Below are 17,166 nucleotides of genomic sequence, written 5' to 3' on the forward strand. Positions count from 1 at the left end.
GGCGCGTACTGCCAGTGATCTTTCTTGTGGCGATACTTGCGGCGTCTCTGGGAACGCCCGCCTGGGCGGAGCGAGTTGATCGCAGGGAATCTGTTTCGATCGCGATGAATCTCGAAATCTCCCTCAATGACGAGGTTGATGGTAGAGAGGGATTAGTGATAGATGCTCTGCGAAACGGCAGTGTGCAACACGCGGTTCTACGGTTCTCCGACAGTGACGCCACGGGAGAGTACTTCTTTGACGGTGAGCGCTCTGATCGATTGCTCGATTTCATGGATGCTGCGTTCATCGCCAATGGCGTCGATCGGCCAGCGCTTTCATCGATAACTATTCCCGTGGTCGATGTCGATGATCGGTACACGCCTGAACGGATCGAGGATATCGTTCCTGGATCCGTGCGGTCGACGCGTTATATAAACGTTGATTCGGCGCTCCGGGGGCGCCAGGATTCAGCTCCATTGGAGTCGGACGAGTCGGAAAGTCGAGCAGAGTCGATTGATATAGCCAATTGGGCTCCGTCCTACTACCGGGCTTCTATGTATTCAACGACTCGCAGAAGGCCGCCGGACTATGATGTCACTGTTCCTGTTCGACTATTCGAGCACTGGTTCAGATGGGATGCTCAACAGGGTCACTCTCCTATTCTGATGCCTGACGATTGGGGGATCGAGATAGAGGTCAGTCTTTATAATAATGATCCAGGAGGTCTGATCAGACCTTTCTGTACGAATGTAGAGGACGGCGATCCGAATCACTTCTCCAGAGGTTATTGGGCAAGTGAGCAGATTGAAGCCTGGACTTCCAGTATTCCTAGTAGTGCCGAACCGTACCTCGATGATGTCCGGCTGTCTGACGCATGTAATAGAAATGCGATAGCAATCGGTGTCGGGCGGCCGGTGAACATCTCGCATGACGCGAATTATTTCGTCAGTATGTACATGATTCCCGGGACTGCGACGACGAGCGAAATATGGGCCGGGGCTCAGGCGGTGAGCCATGATTGCCCGGGCGTGGCTCAATCGATTTGTATGGATCTGAACACGGAGCGCGAATTTCCGGTGGGGGATGGCGAAAAGGGTGCGCCGTATGCTAATAGGGATCGTAATTTCAGTGCACCTGGATGTGTGCAGATGGTCGATGGATGGAGCGCTCCAGTATACTGGGAAAATGGAACGTTTCCCTCGTTTGGGTCAACTAGCGCCGACTATTGTCCACGTAACCGATAGCTAACGCGGGTCAGGGGGTCCGAAGTCCGGGCTCCCTGACCGTAGTCATGAAATTGGTGTCAAGAATGCGTAGGTCGGTCCCGTTTCTTGCTTCCGCCGTGCTGGGGCTTGTGGCGGTGGTGGGGGTGCTCGTGCATCCTTACCTGCTGCGGGAGGCGTGTGGTCCCTTTTCGACCTTCGACGGAGGTGGTGGCGTCCCGCTCATGACCTTCAGGTGCCGGGGGAGCGGAGAAACGGGCGAGATCGGCGCTACGGCGCTTCTTGTGCTGCCGGTCGGCTTTCTGAGTGTGGCGGTCTGGTCATTGCTGGGCGCGGTGGCCATCGTTTCTGCGGTCTTGCTGGCTCGTCGTACGCGTGCCGCTCGGGTGGTGGCGGTGCTCGTGGGGGTGATCGGGCTGTCAAGTGCCGGGATGGTGGCATTCTTCGTCCATGGTTACGGTGATGTCTGCGCTGATCTCGACACCTCGATCGAGAGTGCGTCCACGGAGTATGCGCCCGCCTCTTTGATCGGAGGTTACGGCTTCGGCTCCTCGGGGGCGTGCGCGGTCTACGGTGAGCTGCCCGCTGACTACGTCTCGGAGGCCGATGTGAACACCTTGGTGGACGCTCGTTTTCCCGGCTATGCGTTGAGGCTGGCGACTGGCGGGTCGGTGATGATCGTCGCGGTCTCGGTCGCCCTCGCCTTCATGGTGGCGCGGCATCCGATCGGCTCGGGTCCTAGGACTGATTCGGTATGAATCGCTCATTGGATCCGGAAGCGCGCAACGAGAGCGGCCACCAAGAAGATCGCTGTTAGATGGGCGGATGGACGGTATGACGGGTGAGCGGGCCGGCGGTTCTGGTGCTGGCGCGCCGCTGGTGGGTGGGGTTCGGTTGCCGGACGGCTCCTGGGTGCGGGGGCGGGGGCTGCGGTATCCGGTGCCGGAGGGAGCTGAGCCGGAGTTCGGGCTGTACCTGGGGTCGGGGCGGATGCGGCGGCGGTATGAGGGAGCGCTGACGTGGGCGCACGAGTGGGTCGAGTGGCCTGATTTCCTGGTGCCGCGCGATCGGGACGCGGCCGTACGGGCGATTCGGGACCTTTACGAGCGGGCGGCCGCCGGGGAGGTGGTGGAGGTGGCCTGCGGGGGCGGGGTCGGTCGGACGGGTACGGTGATCGCGTGTATGGCGGTGCTGGCCGGGGTCGATCCGGTGGACGCCGTCGCCTGGACGCGTGAGCACCACCATCCCCGGGCTGTCGAGACCCCGTGGCAGCGTCGCTGGGTGCGGCGGTTTCCCGCGGCCTGAACGGCGCCTTGCCGGCGACGGCGGTTGCTGCACCAGGAGTGTGCACAGCGTTCGGCCGCGGCCTCGCCGGTCAGGTGTACGGGGCGAGGAGTACGAACAGGCCGCCCAGGGCGGACAGGGCGGTTATCGCGGCGGTGAGGGCGAGGCCGCCGGCCTTGACGGCCATGGGCCAGGAGGCGTCGGTCTCGCGGGCCACCAGCACGCCGATCGCCGCTACCAGCAGGGACACCGCGACGATCACGGCGGCGGCCAGGACGACACCCATGGACGGCAGGCCCTTCGCATCGGCGGCGGCTCTCGATCGGTCCGCCCGGGCGAGGACGCGCCGGACGGAGGAGAACCGGAAGGATCTCTTTCAGGTGCGCACCAGCGTGCCATTCTCCGTGTCGTTTCTGATCGGCAATTGTGTGTTTTGCACCTGCATCTTGGTGCAATGGCACCGAGTTGCACCGCGGCCGGTGTCGGCACCGCGCCACGGTCGTCGGCGCGCGGCGGGGTCGGGCCCGCGTGGTCTCCCGGCGGCTGGACGGGCTCCCGTACGGCCGTGTGCCGCCCATCGGACGGCCTCGCGCCGTACAAGCGTACGTTTCGGTGCCCCACGGGGGTTTGCCGCCGATAGGAAGTGCGGGAAGAAGAGGACGAGGGGTGGGTCGCCGATTCCGACCCACCCCTCGCTCTCGGGGCTGGGGACCGGACGGTCAGGCCGCCGCTGGGGGCGGGGCCGTGCGGTCACCCGTCAGGTGCGGGCGCCGGGGCGCTCCGCACGGGGCCGACTAGGAGTCGGAGTGGACGCCGGTGAAGCAGAGGAGCAGGCTGAGGTAGCTGATGGCCTTGTCCTGCTCGGTCTCGGCGGCGGGGGCGTCCAGGGCCTGCAGGTTGAGGACGAAGGACATGGTCTTTCCTCTCTTTCGTGTCGCCGGGGCGACGGGGGTGCCGTGGCGCGGTCGCGCCGGGCGGCCGCCGGTGCCTGGGTCAGGCGCCGGACGATTCGAGGGGCTCCCTGTGCAGGGGCCGGGGTGGTGGGGAGTCGGGGCCGGCCGGGGCGGGCACGGCGCTGAGGAAGGGCAGGAGGGGCACGCAGGGGTCGCGGACGGCGGCCAGGGCCAGCACGACGCCGGCGCCGCCGGTGGCGAGGTCCATCGAGAGGCGCATCAGCTGGTCGCCGGGGAAGGCGATCTCGCCGTGCAGGCCGACCATGTGCCAGTGCAGCCGGTCGCGCTTGAGCGCGATCTTCTCCTCCAGCAGGCCGTCGACGCGGCCCGGTTCGCGCAGCCGGCCGAGGAAGCCGATCTGGCCCGCCGCGCCCTCGAAGAGCATGGGGAAGACGCAGAACTCGGCCTCGGCGGCCCGGCGGATCCGCGCCAGCGCGGCCCGCAGGCCGGGGTCCTCGCGGTGCCGCAGGAACTCCCGGAGCACCAGGCCGATCCCGGCCGAGCCGACGGCGACGTAGGGCATCCGGCGCGAGCCGTCGTCGACGTACAGGGCGTCTTGGGCCTCGTCGTGCACGCAGCGGGCGAGGTCGCGCCGCAGGGCCTGCTCGGCCAGGCCGAGGAGCGCGGTGTCGCCGGTCTCCTCGTACAGGCGCACGAAGAGCAGCGCTGCGCCGGAGTCGCCGTGCATCAGCCCGGCCCGCACCCGGTCGCGCCCCTCGGCGCCCCGCGCGCGCTCCGCCGCCCGGGCGGCGAGCCGGCCGGCCGCGTCCAGGGCGGCCGCGCGCAGCTCCCGGTCGCCCAGACGGGCGGCGAAGTGCAGCTGGTTGAGCGCCACACCGGCGAGGCCGCTGAAGAGGTCGGCGCCGAGGTTCGCGGTGCCGGCCCGCTGGGCCAGCTCCAGGGTGCGCACGGCGTCGTCGTGCCGGCCGATCTGGTCGAGCGCGTAGGCGATCCCGTGCAGGCCGTCGTAGCAGCCGAGCCGGTGCGGGCCCTCGTGCTCGCGGACCCGCCGCAGCAGCCAGTCCTCGTACTCGGGGCGGCGGCCGTGCCCGCCGGCCGCGAGTGCGTAGAGCACGCCCGCCGCCCCGTAGGCCAGGCCGAGGCCGGAGTAGCGGAACTGCTCGACGTCGCCAGGGAACAGCCGGTCGGCGCGCTCGGGGGTGGCGCTGTCCCAGACGGCGCGGGCGACGGACGCCTCGATCGCGCCCCAGTCGGGGCCGTGCCCGCCGTCGCCGGCGATGAGCGCGCTGGACCGGCGGACCTGCCCGGGGGTGCCCGAGGGCGGCGCGGCGGCGAGGTCCAGATCGCGCAGGACGCCCTCGGCCCAGTCGGCGGGGACGTCGAAGCGGCGCCGTACCGCGTCGACGAGCGCTTCGGCGCGGCTGGGGTCGAGCGTGAGCAGCATGGTGAGCGGCAGGAAGACCGCGATCTTCAGGCAGGCGAGCGCGTACCGGTCGGCGGCGAGCGCGTCGCGGCGGTCCGGCGGGAAGAAGCCGGGGGCTCCCATGCCGACGCCGGTCCGCGGCTGGTCGGCGCGGGCGGCCAGCTCGAAGTCGAGCAGCACGATCCGTCCGTCGCCGCGGACCATGATGTTGTTGGGGTGCAGGTCGCCGAAGGCGGTCCCGCGCCGGTGCAGCCGGCCGATCGCGGCCTCGACCTGTGCGGTGGTGTCCAGCGCCCACCGGGTGAACGCGGCGACCGCCGCGGGATCGGTGTCGGGGTGCACCAGGGGGTGGCGGGCGGCGATCTCGGTGCTGAGCGTGCGCCCCTCGACGTACTCCTGCACCAGGAAGTGGTGCTCCCACACGACCAGGTGGTCGTAGGCGTCGACGACCCCCTCGACGTCGGCCAGTTCGCGCAGCACCTCCCACTCGTGCCGGAGGCGGGCGACGGCGTCGCGGCCCGACGGGTCCAGGCCGGCGTGCGGACGGGCCTCCTTGAGGACGACGGTGCGTCCGCTGCCGCGGTCGGTCGCCAGGTAGATTCCGCCCGAATTCGAAAAATGTAGCGCCGATCGGATGTCGTAAGGGAAGTCCTTCGGTGCCTCGTCCTGCTGCCTGGATTGGAGCGCGTCGATCAGGAACTGCGGCGGCCGGACCCATTCCGGGACCGAGAACACGGGTTCGCGGTTGTCGGGGACGAGGTTTCCTTCGGGGTCCTCGATCGCGGGGACGGGCTCGCCCAGCTCATTTCTGGTGAACCGTTCGGTGAAAGCGCCGTAGCGCAGGTAGAGCGGCCCTTCGCCCCAGCGGAGGTCGGTGAGGACGTAGGCGCCGCCGAGGCCGTGCAGCGCTTCCGACAGCTCCTCCAGGGCGGCGCGCAGCCGTTCGTCGGAGTCGGGGTAGAGCGTGATGAACTTTCCGCTGCCGCCGCGGTCGGCGTACTTGAGGTTCCTGGAGATGAACGCCGCCTCGCTGACCAGGAACTTGAAGGCGATCTGGTGCTTGAGGCAGTAGTCGGCGGTGATCCGCAGCACCTTCTCGGCCGACTCGCGGGCGGCCGAGACATGGATCTTCCAGCCCTGGGCAGGCAGCCGCCCGCCGTCCCTGAGGTAGTGGCACCACGGGCCGCTCCTGCGGCTGCGCCAGCCCGGCGGCGGTTCGGCGGCGACCGGCTCGAAACACGCGCGATCAGCTCGCCAGCCGTTCGGCTCTTCGTAGAAAAGACGGTTCGCAAGGCAATACTGAAAGTAGCGTAATTTCACTGATCATCAACTCGTCGTTCCTCGGCGGTCGAAGCAGGTTCGATTATGTGGGGGACCTAAAATCCTGTCAAGGTTCGCTGTGGTGATCGAAACTTTCGCATATTGATCTCTCTGTGATGTCGGACCGCCATTGAAATGCGCAATCGCCGGGCGCGGGCGGATGGTTGAATGCTTAACGGCCGGTTTTCGTTGACCCAAGTAAATAAAAATGATTGTTACGGCGCTGTCGGCAGGCCGCGTTCGATCGGTTGGCGCGGTCGCGGACACGGCCGGTGATACGAAGGCTCCGGGCCGTGACAGCCGCCGCGCCGTGGATCCGCGCGGTACGGCAACGACCGCCGGTGTCAGGTGGTGCGCTCCGGCGCTCGGCTAGCGGGGCCCTGCGGCGCCGGGGCCGTCGTCACGGGCGTCGGACGGGGGCCGCTCGTCCGCGGCCGCGGGGGGCGCCGGGGGCTCGGCGGGCTCACCGCCGCCTGAGTCGGGCGGGGCGCCGGCGGACGCGTCGCCGCCGGAGCCCTCGCCGGATCCCTTGCCGGCGGCGAAGGCGGTGCCCATGCCCATGCCGATGGCGAGGCCGAAGGCGATGCCGATGGCGATGTTGTCCAAGGCCAGGCCGATGGCGATGCCGAAAACGAAGCCGACCGCCATGCCGGTGGCATAAGCCTGCGGTCTGTCCATCGGGGCCGCTCCCTGCATGATCGCGAAGACACCAGGCTGCCAGCCCCCGGCCGGGGAGCGCAACGCGCGGCGGGGGCCGGGAGCGGTCAGGCCGGCGGCGGGTGCTCGGCGTCGTAGGCGGCCACGGCGCGCTTGCCCGCGTTCAGCCGCCAACCCGCTTCGAGCAGGGCGGCGATCTCGTCCCAGTCGGGACGGGCCGCGGGGTCGAGCCGCACGCCCACCCAGCCGCTGGGGCCGAGGTACGGCGGCACGAAGTAGCGCTCGGGGTCGGCGCCTACCAGCGCCTCCTGCTCGCCGCGCTCGGCCTTGATCCACAGCGCCAGCCTGCCGTCGCCGTGGTGGTCGACCTCCAGCCAGGCGTACCGCTTCTTGCGGACCAGGTAGCCGGTGTGGCCCTGGGCCTGGTCCTGGGTGGTGCCGGGCAGCCCGGCGACGAGGTCGGCCACACGGGTGCGCGCCGCGCTGACGTCGGCGTCCGTCCAGGTCATGTCCATCCGGCCAGCCTAGGATCCGGTACCGACACCGCAAGGCCGCGCCGCGCGGCGGGGTCCGTCCACAGGCTGTGGACGGACCCCGCCGCGCTCCCCCGATAGCGGCGCGGACGCGCGGCGGCCTCCGTCCGGCCTCGCGCGCCGCGCCACCGCCCGGCTCCGGCCGGGCGGCCGCTTCAGGCCCCGGCCGCGTCCAGCCGCGCCAGCTGCTCCTCGGTGAGCTTCACGTCCAGCGCGGGCAGCGCCGCCTCCAGCTGCTCCAGCGTCCTGGGGCCGGCCAGCGGGACGACCCTCGGCCGCTCCTGGTGCATCAGCCAGGCCAGCACCACCTGGTTGGGGGTCGCGCCGGCCTCGGCCGCGATCTCGGTGACGGCGGCCAGCCGCGCGTCGGCGTCCGGGCCCTGGTAGGGGTCCATCGCCCAGTGGCCCTCGCGCTTGGCGGGGTCGTCGTAGATGCCCTTGAGGATGGGCGAGTACGCGACCAGGGTGAGATCGTCGTGGTGGCGCAGGTAGTCGTACTGCTCGTCGTCCACGATGGAGACGTGCTCCAGCCCGGCCCGGCGCCGCAGGTAGCTGTGCTGCTGCTGCAGGGCGACCGGCGCCGGCCAGCCGTTGCGCTCGCACAGCCCTCGGATCCGCTCCAGCCGCCAGGTCCGGACGTTCGACCAGCCGATGTAGCGCGCCTTGCCCGCCCGCACGATCCCGGCCAGCGCCTCCAGGGTCTCCTCCAGCGGCGTGGACAGGTCGTCGACGTGCACGTAGTACAGGTCGATGTGGTCGGTGCCCAGCCGGCGCAGGCTGTCGTCGATGTTGCGGCGCAGGGTCTGCGCGCCCGCGCCCTCGAAGTCGCGGCGGGCGATGGTCCAGTCGGGGTCGTCGCGCCCCGCCCACGCGGCGTCGGGGTCGCGCACCATCGCGGTGCCCTTGGTGGCGAGGAACACCTGGTCGCGCCGGCCGCCCCGCGCCATCCAGCGGCCGAGCACCGACTCGCTCTCCCCGCCCCGGCTGCCGCGCTGCAGGAACCAGCCGTAGCAGTTGGCGGTGTCCAGGAAGCCGCCGCCGGCGTCCAGGTAGCGGTCGAGCATCCGGTGCGCCGTCGGCTCGTCGGTGGTGGTGCCCATCAGCATGCAGCCGAGGGCGAGGTGGCTGACCTGCTCGCCGGTCCGGCCGAGTTCCACAGTCTTCACGTGTACCTCCACGTCGTGCGTTGGCTTGACGCTAGGTACTGGAGCGCGGTCCAGGTCAAGACGGCATGCGACGGCGCCCGCCGGACGGGGCCGCGGCGTCGGCGCGCGGAGTGCCCCTTCCGGTCGGCGCGGCCGCCGAGGGCGGCGAGCCGGTCCGGCGGTGCACGCGCCACCCGGGGCCGCGGCCCCCCCGCCGCGGGTCAGCGCCGTGACAGCCAGCGGGCCAGGGCGTTCAAGCGCGACCACAGGCCCTGCCGCTCCGCGGCGGGCGGCTCCGGCGCGGAGGTCCCGATGGAGGGGACCGAGGACGAGAGGTGCGGCGGGTTCCCCGGCTCTCCGTCCGGGGCGGCGTCGTCGGAATCGGCGGCCGGCTCGGCCTCCCGGGCCGGCCGGACGGGGGAGAAGGTCGCGGGCAGGGCGGTGATCCCGGCCAGCCACGGGGAGTCGTTGCGCTCGACCTCCTCGGCCGGTACGGCGAGCCGCAGGTCGGGGATGCGGTCGATCAGCCGCTCGATCGCGCCGATCACCATGTGCTGGGCGAAGGTGTCGGCCGGGCACTTGTGCGGGCCGGCGCCCCACATCAGGTGGGCGCGGCTGGTGGCGGTGAGGCTGTAGGGGGACTCGCCGGAGCCGCCGAGCAGGGCGGGGTCGCCGTGGGCGGGCGCGAAGCCGAGCACGAGGGCGTCGCCGGTTCTGATCTCCTTGCCGCCCAGCTGGACGTCGCGGGTGGCGTACCGGCTGATCAGGCACTTCAGCGGCGGGTGCAGCCACATGCTCTGGTCCAGCGTCTCCCGGATCAGGCTGGCCGAGGTGGCCAGGGCGCCGCGGAACTCCGGCTTCGTCAGCAGCATGAACAGCGTGTTGGCGATCGCGTTCTTGGCCGGTTCGTGTCCGGCGGCGAACAGCAGCATCAGCTGGTCGCGCACCTCGGCGTCGGTGAGCGCGTTCTCGTGCTGGACCATCATCGAGGTGACGTCGTCGCCGGGGTCGGCCCGCTTCTCGACGGCGAGGTCGAGCAGGCGCTGCTGCAGCCACAGGTGGGCCTCGACCGTCTTCTCGCCCGCCTGCCAGAGGTTGCTCATCGCCTGGGCGACCTCGAAGCCGTCCTCGTCGCTGAGACCCATCAGGCGGGTGGTCATGAACAGCGGGATGAGCTGCGCGTACTCGCCGACCAGGTCCACCTCGCCGCGGTGCGCGAAGCTGTCGATCATCCGGTCGGCCAGCGCGCCGACGTCGCGGTTGACCTGCCGCCTGCTGTAGGCGTCGAGCGCGGCGGTGATGGGCGAGCGCAGGCGGGCGTGCTCGTCGCCGTCGACGAAGAACGCGTTCGGCCGCCATTCCGCGAAGGCGTACAGCGGGGAGGCCGGGGAGAGGCGGCCGCTGGTCAGCGCCGGCCAGCCCCGGGAGTCCTTGGTGTACAGCAGCGGGTTGGTCAGCACGCTGAGGTTGGTGTTGTAGTCCAGCAGCAGCCAGGCGGTGAGCGGCTCCTGGTCCTCGTCGGCGCGCGGCTCAAGCTCCACCTGCACGACGGGCCCGATCTGCTCGCGCAGCTCCTGCCAGAGGTCGGGATTGCCGTGGTAGGAGTCGCCGTACAGCGGAACGGGCTCGGTGTGCTTGCGCTGCGGCGGCGGGGTGTACGGGCATCCCGACACTGGCGTATTCATGGATCACCTCTCGTCCCAGAAGGGGGGCGGGACGCGCCCGTCGCCTAGGCGGAGAACGGGTCTGCACCTCGTTTTGGGCATTTGGTTCAAATCGTTCACATGGTGCGAAACGGTGCCGCATCGGCCGGGCGGCAGCCGCCGCGGGGCCGTCCATTCAGCACGCCCCACACCGTACAAACTACGGATCGACGGCACAAGATTACGCATTCGCCGGGAATCGTCGCAGGCTGCCGCCCTTACCACAAAGGTGCCATCCAGGTGTGGTATTCACGGATTTCATACATCGGAATTGCCGGGATCCGGCCGGAGGAATGCCGCCGCGATCCGCATTCCGCGCCGCGGGAATGGCGGCGGCCCGGCCCGGCGGCGCGGCCGGCCCCGGCCGCGCCCCCGCTCGGTCCGGTGTTCACCCTCGACCAGCGCGGGTACGGCAGCGGTATGGGGCGACGGGAGAGGCGCAGGGCGGCCGCTGTGGCGGCTGTGACCGCGGCGGTGCTGACCGGATGCGCCGCCCAGCAGACCGGCGCGGTGCAGGACACCGTGCACGCGCTCTACGCCGCCGCGGCGGCGGGCGACGGCGCCGCCGCCTGCGCGCTGCTGACCCCCGAGGCCGCCCGGAGCCTGGCCTCCGCCGACTCCGGCTGCCCGGAGGAGATCGTCTCGCTCGGCCTGGACGGCGGCGAGATCGAGTCGACCGAGGTGTGGAGCGGCGCCGCGCAGGTGCGGCTCGACCGCGACACCGTGTTCCTCACCGAGTTCCCCCAGGGCTGGCTGGTGCACGCCGCCGGCTGCACGCCCCGGCCGGGCCTGCCCTACGCGTGCGAGGTGGAGGGCTGACCATGCGGGTGGTCTTCGTGCTGACGCTCGTCATCATCGCGGCCGGGCTGGGCTACTTCATCGCCATCGGACTGCTGCAGCGGTGAAAGGGGCGGTGATGCCGCGCTTCATCAGGGACAACGGGCTCACCCTGTTCTTCCTGCTGCTGTTCCTGTGCTCGCTGGCCGGGCAGGCCGTCGCCGGCTTCGCCGAGTTCAACGACCAGCAGCTCGTGCAGGGCGGGGCGACGATCACCTTCGGCGACTACCTGACCTCCTCCGACTTCGCCGTCGACACGGCCGAGAACTGGCAGTCGGAGTACCTGCAGTTCCTGCTGCTCATCTACCTGACGGTCTGGCTGGTGCAGCGCGGCTCGCCGGAGTCCAAGCCGGTCGGCAAGATCGGCCCCGAGTCCGACGCCGAGCAGCGCGTCGCGGCGCACGCCCGCCCCGGCAGCCCCGACGCCGCCCGGCTGCGCGGCCTGCCCGGCACCCTGTTCGGCCACTCCCTCGGCCTGCTGATGGGGGCGGTCTTCGCGCTGTCGTGGCTGGCCCAGTCGATCGCGGGGCGGGCCGCCTACAACGCGCAGCGGATCGAGCAGCTCCAGGACCCGGTCGGCTGGCTCGCCTATGTCACCGGCGCCGACTTCTGGAGCCGCACCTTGCAGAACTGGCAGTCGGAGTTCCTGGCCGTCGCCTCCATGGCCATCTTCGCCGTCTACCTGCGCCAGCGCGGATCACCCGAGTCCAAGCCGGTGGGGGAGTCGCACGGCGCCACCGACGCCGGCGACTGACGCCGCCCCGGACGCGCCCGTGCCCCGGGCGCACGGCCCGGGGCACGGTGGGCGGCGGCCTCAGACCTTGCGGCCGGTGAGCGCGTCGCGCATCCGGTCGATCAGCCCGGCTCCCGCGTCCAGCACCATGTTGGCCGGCGGCTTGTCGGGGGCCGACGGGTGCGGGCGGGTCGGCGCCCGCTTCTTGGCCTCCTCGACCTTGCGGCCCAGGGAGCGCAGCTCCTCCGCCGAGCACGCCTCGCGCAGCCGGGGCAGCAGGTCGGTCTCCTCTTCCTCCACATGGTGGCGGATGTCGTCGATCAGCGTGCGCAGCGCCTCGTCGAAGCGCGGGTCCGTCGGCTCCAGGCCCTCCAGGTCCTTCATCACCCGCTCGGCCTCGGCGTGCTCCTCGATCTCATGGTCGGCGATCTCGTCGCCGTCGGGCAGCGCGCGCCGCGCCGCCGGGTACATGTACTGCTCCTCCGCGACGGAGTGCCGCACCAGTTCGGCGATCACGTGGTCGGCCAGGCGCTTGCGGTGCTCGGGCGGGGTGCCCGGCGCCTCAAGCTGGGCGAAGACCGCCTCCACCTCGCGGTGGTCGGAGATGATCACCTCGATGAGGTCACGGTCGGTCCGCTCGGTCATGGCGTCCTCCTCGGGGGTCGTCCATCGGAGCGGTACGCCTGCCCGCGATCGGAGCGGCGAATCCCGCCGCAGGCCCGGGCGGCGGCCGCGACGGGTGTGGCCCGAGCGGCGGTTGGGGCATGTTTGACCAGCGTGCGGGCTGGTGAGTGGGCCGGCGCCGGGACCTGCCGCAGGTCCGACGACGTCCGTCCGCCGACCCCCGGCGCCGACCACCCGTCGGCGCCGGGGGTCGCGCGGTAGGGCACCGCACCGGAAGGCCCACCGCCATGCTGCACTCGATCCCGCCGCACCCCTATCCGCGGGGCGCGCGCGTCCACCACGCCAGAGAGAACGACGACGCCTACCTGCGCGACGGCACCGCCACCGTCGTGACGGCGCGGCCGGAGGACGAGGGCGTCTACTGGTACACGGTCAACACCGACGACGGCGAGCAGGAGGAGTGGCCGTCGTACTTCACCATCCCGGCCGGCCTGTGGTCGGATCCGGCCGAGGAGGAGGACCCGGGGGCCGGGCCGATGACGGACGAGCCGGTCTTCACCCGGCGCCAGCCGCAGCCCGGGCACGGCGGCGCAGGCGTGGCCGGCCACTGGCCGGGCCGCCAGGTGGCCTGGCCCACCTGAGGGGGCGCGGCCGCGGCGCCGCCGGGTTCAGCGGGGGTCTTCGGCATCGGCGCCGTCTCCAGAGGCGGGGGCGTCGAGGATCGCGCGGAAGAGCGCCTGCACGCTCGGGTCGTCGGGGGCGGACCCGATCAGCTTTCGTGCCGCGGCGAGCAGGTCGTCGTCGTCCAGCTCCGCCCAGTCGATTTCGTCGCCCTCCCGCCGGTTGCGGTCAGCGGGGGTGGTCATAACCGGCTCTCCTACCCGGTCGGGGGGCCGCGGTCACGTCCAGGGGCCCGCCGGAGGCGGCCGGTTCCGGCCCCGGCCCCGGACCTGGTCCGCGGCGATTGTGATGTTTCGCCCCGCGCCCCCGACGGTCCGCGGTCGACATGGGCGAGGGCCCACCCCGGGCGGCCGCGTCGAGACGCGTCGTCGGCTCCCCTGCCGGTCGCGCTCTCTCCCACCCGAGCCTGTCGGGTGAACGACCGGCTCTCGGCTTCCTCTCGATTCCCATGAGGCCAGATGCTTGCCGTCGCGTACCCGCTGTGTTATGCATGAGTCATGCATGATCGAGCGAACGCCGCGGCGGCGCGGACCCGTCCGGGACCGCTCGTCCCGTGACGGCGGGCGTCGGTCCGGCGCTGGTCTCGGCGGTGTGCTTCGGGCTCACCGACGTGTTCGCCGGGCTGCTCTCGCGCCGCGCGCACAGCGCGGCGGTCGCCCTGCTCGGCCAGGTGGCGGGCACGGCCGCCGTGCTCGCCCTGGCGGTGGGCGCCCCCTCGGCCGGGGCCGAGCCCTCGGCGCTCGGCTGGGGCGCGCTGTCCGGGGTGGGCACCGGGCTGGGCGCCGCGCTGCTGTTCCGCGCGATGGGCCGGGGCAGGTTCAGCGTGGTGGTGCCGCTCACGGTGGTCGCCGGAGTCGCGCTGCCCGTCCTGGCCGGGGTGCTGCTGCTGCACGACCGCCCCGGCGTGTGGGCCTGGGCGGGCATCGCCGCCTCCCTGCCCGCGGTGTGGCTGATGAGCGGCTCGGGCCGAACGGCGGACGGGACAGCCGACGGGCTCGCGCCGACCGCCGGGGTGCGCACCGCCCTGCTGGCCGGGGTGGCCTTCGCGCTCCAGTACACCGCGCTCGCCCAGGCCGGTCCGGCGGCCGGGCTGTGGCCGCTGGCCGCCAACCGGATCGTGTCCGTGCTGACGATCCTGCCGCTGGTGCTGGCGCGGCCCTCGCGGCTGCGGATGCCCTTCGCCGTGGCGGCCGGATCGGCGGGCACCGGGCTGGTGAGCGCCGCCGCGATCGCGTCCTACGCGCTGGCCGCCGGAGCCGGCGAGCTGCCCGTCGTGGTGGTGCTGACCTCGATGTACCCGGCGATCCCCGTGCTGCTCGGGCTCACCGCGCTCCGCGAGCGGCTGAGCGGGGCGCAGCTGGCCGGCCTGGGCGGCGCGGCGGCGGCCGTCGTGCTGATATCCGTCGGCTGAGCGGCGCGGCCGCCGGAAACCGGGCGCGCCGCCGGTTTCGTGCTGAACTGTCAGCAGGTGTCACGGTAGCGTGGCCGGAACCGACCGGGCGGCGCCCGCGCCGGTCGACGGCCGCCGAAAGGAGCCACGTCGCCATGACTTCCCCGCGCGACCTGGACGCCATCCCCGAACCCGGTTCGTTCGCCGAGGACGACGCCTGGGAGCCGGTCAAGCTGGACCACACCGTGCCCAGCATCGCCCGCGCCTACGACTACCTGCTCGGCGGCAAGGACAACTTCGACGTCGACCGTCAGGTGGCCGACTTCCTGGAGAAGTCGGTCTTCCCGGAGATCCGCTGGCTGTCGCGGGCCAACAGGGACTTCCTCGGCCGCGCCGTCGACACGGTGGCCAGGGCCGGGGTCGACCAGTTCCTCGACCTCGGGTCCGGCCTGCCGACCGCGGAGAACACCCACCAGATCGCGCAGCGCGTGCACCCCGGCGCCGCCGTGGTGTACGTCGACAACGACCCCAGCGTGCTGGCGCACGGCAGGGCGCTGCTGGCCGACAACGAGCGCACCGCCGTGCTCAGCGCCGACCTGACCGACGTCGACGCGGTGCTCGGCGATCCCGAGACGCGGCGGCTGATCGACCTCGGCCGGCCGGTGTGCGTGATGATCGTCAGCCTGCTGCACTGCATCCCCGACGACAAGGACCCGTTCGGGGTGATGCGCCGCTACCTCGACCGGGTGCCGTCCGGCTCCCACCTGGTGTTCTCGCACATCGTCTCCGACGACCCGGCGCGTGCGGCCGAGGTGACCGAGAAGGTGCTCGGCTTCGGCGGCGAGTGGGGGCGGGTGCGCTCGCCCGAGGAGGCCGAGCGGATCGCCGACGGCCTGGAGCTGATCGAGCCCGGGGTGGTGGAGGCGTCCACCTGGCGCACCGCGCTCGACCCGCGCAGGCGGCCCGCCGACCCCTCGATCGGGCTCTGGGAGCACGCGGGGGTCGCCGTCAAGCCGTAGGGCCCGCGCCGTCCGGCGCCCGGTCCCCGCGCGGGGCCGGGCGCCGCCGCGTCAGGCGGGGGTGCGGGTGTAGGGGGCGACCAGTTCGGCGGAGCGCTCCCATAGCCGGCGGGCGAGTTCGGGGTCGTCGGCCTGGCGGTGCACCGGCGCGTCGCGCCGGAAGCCGTGGAAGTAGGCGCCGTCGGCGCCGGCCACCTCGGGGGAGGCGGCCAGCCAGATCAGCGGTTCGGCGCCGTCCTCGCCGGTGAGCCCGATGCCGCGCAGCGGCGACCGGGCGACCAGCCGGGACAGCGGCGAGCTCTCGGCGAAGCGGGTGTAGGTGGTGCGGGTGCTCGGGACGCGCTCGCCGGGGTCGGGGTGGAAGCTCACCGCGAGGATGCCCGAGCCCTCGGTGCGCCGGGCCAGTTCGCGGGTGAACAGGATGTTCATCAGCTTGGTGGTGGAGTAGGCGATCCAGCCGCCGCCGTAGCGCCGCTTCTCCCACTCCAGGTCGTCCAGGCGCAGCCGTCCGAAGCGGTTGCCCAGGCTGGAGGTGGCGATCACCCGGACCGGCGCCTCGCGGGCGCTCTCGCGCAGCCGGGGCAGCAGCAGGGTGGTCAGCAGGAACGGCGCCAGGTGGTTGGTCTGGAAGCTCAGCTCGTGGCCGTCGCCGGTGACCTGGCGGCGGGCGAACAGCTTGCCCGCATTGTTGGCGAGTACGTCGATGCGCGGGCAGCGGTCGAGCAGCGCGCCGGCCAGCGCGCGCACCTCGTCGAGGCGGGCGAAGTCGGCGACGAGCGGTTCGGCGCCGATCTCGGCGGCCACGCTCGCGGTGCGCTCGGGCGAGCGGCCGACGGGGACCACGGTCGCGCCCTGGGCGGCCAGCCGCCGGGCCGCGGCGGCGCCGATGCCGGAGCTGGCGCCGGTGATCACCACGGTCTTGCCGGTCATGTCGATGTGCGTGTCGGGAATGGCCATGGGCCGTCCTTCCGCCGGGACCGGCCGGACGCGGGCGCGCCGGACCGGTCCGCCGTAGTACTGAACTCGGTTCCAAGTGGTACTCGGTACCATAATGTACCGAGTTCCGGTTGGATAGGCTGGGCCCATGCCCGAGAACGCAGCCGCCGCAGGCTCCCTCGGCGCCCGCAAGCGGCGCCGGGCGCGCGCCGCGATCGTCGCGGCCGCCTACGAGCTGTTCGCCGAGCGCGGCTTCCACGCCGTCACGGTCGCCGAGATCGCCGAGCGGGCCGAGGTCGGCCGCACCACCTTCTTCCGGTACTTCGGCGACAAGCAGGAGGTGCTGTTCGCCGAGGACGAGAGCACTGTCGAGAACCTGGTCGCGGCGATGCGCGCGGCCGCGGCGGACGTGAGGCCGCTCGGCGACCGCCTGGGCGCGGCCGTCGCGGTGATCCGGGCCGGGATCGCGGACGGCCCGCCGGGCTGGTCCGAGGATCCCGAGCGCTCGGCGCTGACCGCCAGACTGCTGCGGGAGAATCCCGAGCTGCACGCCCGCCACCTGCTCAAACAGGAGCGGCAGGCCGCCGCGCTGGCCGAGGTGCTGGTCGAGTGCGGCGCCTCGGCGGCCACCGCCGTGCTCGCCACCCAGCTCGTGCTGGCCTGCCTGCGTACCGCCGCGCAGGTCGCGGCGGAGCCGCGCGCGCTGCCCGCAGCGCTCGACGACGCCTTCGCGCGGCTCGACCGGATCGCGGCAGGCTGACC

The 17,166-nt window shown here is 71.8% G+C and carries 19 protein-coding genes; 9 read left to right on the plus strand and 10 right to left on the minus strand.

Going from position 1 to position 17,166, the window contains the following annotated elements:
- Positions 1–14: 14 nt before the first annotated feature.
- From CLV72_RS31735 to CLV72_RS11355, 3 genes are all read left to right on the plus strand, one after another.
- The gene (locus CLV72_RS31735; RefSeq protein ID WP_146159418.1) at positions 15–1,226 is read left to right on the plus strand and encodes a hypothetical protein; all 1,212 of its coding nucleotides are present in this window, start codon (positions 15–17) and stop codon (positions 1,224–1,226) included.
- A gap of 98 nt (positions 1,227–1,324) precedes the next feature.
- Positions 1,325–1,963: a hypothetical protein gene (locus CLV72_RS11350; RefSeq protein WP_146159419.1), complete on the plus strand. Its 639-nt coding sequence runs from the start codon at positions 1,325–1,327 to the stop codon at positions 1,961–1,963.
- 76 nt (positions 1,964–2,039) lie between these two features.
- Positions 2,040–2,510, plus strand: coding sequence for a protein-tyrosine phosphatase family protein (locus CLV72_RS11355; protein WP_106244429.1), 471 nt, complete (start codon positions 2,040–2,042; stop codon positions 2,508–2,510).
- Between the two features lie 70 nt (positions 2,511–2,580).
- On the opposite strand, the gene CLV72_RS11360 is transcribed toward CLV72_RS11355, so the two are convergent.
- The 7 genes from CLV72_RS11360 to CLV72_RS11390 form a co-directional block, all read right to left on the minus strand.
- On the minus strand, positions 2,581–2,775 hold the full coding sequence (locus tag CLV72_RS11360) for a hypothetical protein (protein ID WP_106244432.1): 195 nt from the start codon (positions 2,773–2,775) through the stop codon (positions 2,581–2,583).
- Between the two features lie 508 nt (positions 2,776–3,283).
- Positions 3,284–3,403, minus strand: coding sequence for a SapB/AmfS family lanthipeptide (locus CLV72_RS11365; RefSeq protein WP_106244434.1), 120 nt, complete (start codon positions 3,401–3,403; stop codon positions 3,284–3,286).
- A gap of 79 nt (positions 3,404–3,482) precedes the next feature.
- Entirely contained in the window at positions 3,483–6,146 is a 2,664-nt protein-coding gene (lanKC, locus tag CLV72_RS11370) for a class III lanthionine synthetase LanKC (protein WP_106244436.1), read from the minus strand.
- A gap of 369 nt (positions 6,147–6,515) precedes the next feature.
- The gene (locus CLV72_RS11375; RefSeq protein WP_146159420.1) at positions 6,516–6,824 is read right to left on the minus strand and encodes a glycine zipper domain-containing protein; all 309 of its coding nucleotides are present in this window, start codon (positions 6,822–6,824) and stop codon (positions 6,516–6,518) included.
- Positions 6,825–6,910: 86 nt separating this feature from the next.
- A complete protein-coding gene (locus CLV72_RS11380; RefSeq protein ID WP_211302817.1) occupies positions 6,911–7,318 on the minus strand; it encodes an MmcQ/YjbR family DNA-binding protein in 408 nt (135 codons plus the stop codon).
- Between the two features lie 173 nt (positions 7,319–7,491).
- On the minus strand, positions 7,492–8,502 hold the full coding sequence (locus tag CLV72_RS11385) for an aldo/keto reductase (RefSeq protein WP_106244440.1): 1,011 nt from the start codon (positions 8,500–8,502) through the stop codon (positions 7,492–7,494).
- 200 nt (positions 8,503–8,702) lie between these two features.
- Positions 8,703–10,166 carry a cytochrome P450 gene (locus CLV72_RS11390; protein ID WP_146159421.1) on the minus strand — a complete coding sequence of 488 codons (1,464 nt, stop codon included), beginning with the start codon at positions 10,164–10,166 and terminating at the stop codon, positions 8,703–8,705.
- 471 nt (positions 10,167–10,637) lie between these two features.
- Here CLV72_RS11390 and CLV72_RS11395 point away from each other — a divergent pair, with 471 nt between their 5' ends.
- Both CLV72_RS11395 and CLV72_RS11400 read left to right on the plus strand, forming a co-directional pair.
- Positions 10,638–11,003 carry a hypothetical protein gene (locus CLV72_RS11395; RefSeq protein ID WP_146159422.1) on the plus strand — a complete coding sequence of 122 codons (366 nt, stop codon included), beginning with the start codon at positions 10,638–10,640 and terminating at the stop codon, positions 11,001–11,003.
- A gap of 97 nt (positions 11,004–11,100) precedes the next feature.
- Positions 11,101–11,775 (plus strand): DUF6766 family protein, encoded by a 675-nt coding sequence (locus CLV72_RS11400; protein WP_106245438.1) that lies wholly within the window; start codon positions 11,101–11,103, stop codon positions 11,773–11,775.
- A gap of 60 nt (positions 11,776–11,835) precedes the next feature.
- On the opposite strand, the gene CLV72_RS11405 is transcribed toward CLV72_RS11400, so the two are convergent.
- On the minus strand, positions 11,836–12,399 hold the full coding sequence (locus CLV72_RS11405; protein ID WP_106244449.1) for a hemerythrin domain-containing protein: 564 nt from the start codon (positions 12,397–12,399) through the stop codon (positions 11,836–11,838).
- 266 nt (positions 12,400–12,665) lie between these two features.
- Here CLV72_RS11405 and CLV72_RS11410 point away from each other — a divergent pair, with 266 nt between their 5' ends.
- Positions 12,666–13,019: a hypothetical protein gene (locus CLV72_RS11410; protein ID WP_106244451.1), complete on the plus strand. Its 354-nt coding sequence runs from the start codon at positions 12,666–12,668 to the stop codon at positions 13,017–13,019.
- Between the two features lie 27 nt (positions 13,020–13,046).
- Here the strand turns inward: CLV72_RS11410 and CLV72_RS11415 are convergent, their stop codons facing one another.
- Positions 13,047–13,244, minus strand: a complete 198-nt coding sequence (locus tag CLV72_RS11415) for a hypothetical protein (protein WP_106244454.1) — start codon at positions 13,242–13,244, stop codon at positions 13,047–13,049.
- Positions 13,245–13,612: 368 nt separating this feature from the next.
- Between CLV72_RS11415 and CLV72_RS11420 the strand changes: the two genes are divergently transcribed.
- Together CLV72_RS11420 and CLV72_RS11425 are read left to right on the plus strand one after the other, a co-directional pair.
- Positions 13,613–14,470: an EamA family transporter gene (locus tag CLV72_RS11420; RefSeq protein ID WP_106244457.1), complete on the plus strand. Its 858-nt coding sequence runs from the start codon at positions 13,613–13,615 to the stop codon at positions 14,468–14,470.
- Positions 14,471–14,604: 134 nt separating this feature from the next.
- Complete coding sequence (locus CLV72_RS11425; RefSeq protein ID WP_106244460.1) at positions 14,605–15,468, plus strand: SAM-dependent methyltransferase; 864 nt, start codon at positions 14,605–14,607, stop codon at positions 15,466–15,468.
- A gap of 51 nt (positions 15,469–15,519) precedes the next feature.
- Here the strand turns inward: CLV72_RS11425 and CLV72_RS11430 are convergent, their stop codons facing one another.
- Positions 15,520–16,425 (minus strand): SDR family NAD(P)-dependent oxidoreductase, encoded by a 906-nt coding sequence (locus CLV72_RS11430; RefSeq protein ID WP_245930110.1) that lies wholly within the window; start codon positions 16,423–16,425, stop codon positions 15,520–15,522.
- Positions 16,426–16,552: 127 nt separating this feature from the next.
- Here CLV72_RS11430 and CLV72_RS11435 point away from each other — a divergent pair, with 127 nt between their 5' ends.
- Positions 16,553–17,164 (plus strand): TetR/AcrR family transcriptional regulator, encoded by a 612-nt coding sequence (locus CLV72_RS11435; protein WP_106244462.1) that lies wholly within the window; start codon positions 16,553–16,555, stop codon positions 17,162–17,164.
- The last annotated feature ends 2 nt before the right edge of the window (positions 17,165–17,166 follow it).

Origin of the sequence: Allonocardiopsis opalescens (genome assembly GCF_003002095.1) — a bacterium.
Taxonomy (GTDB): Bacteria; Actinomycetota; Actinomycetes; order Streptosporangiales; family Streptosporangiaceae; genus Allonocardiopsis; species Allonocardiopsis opalescens.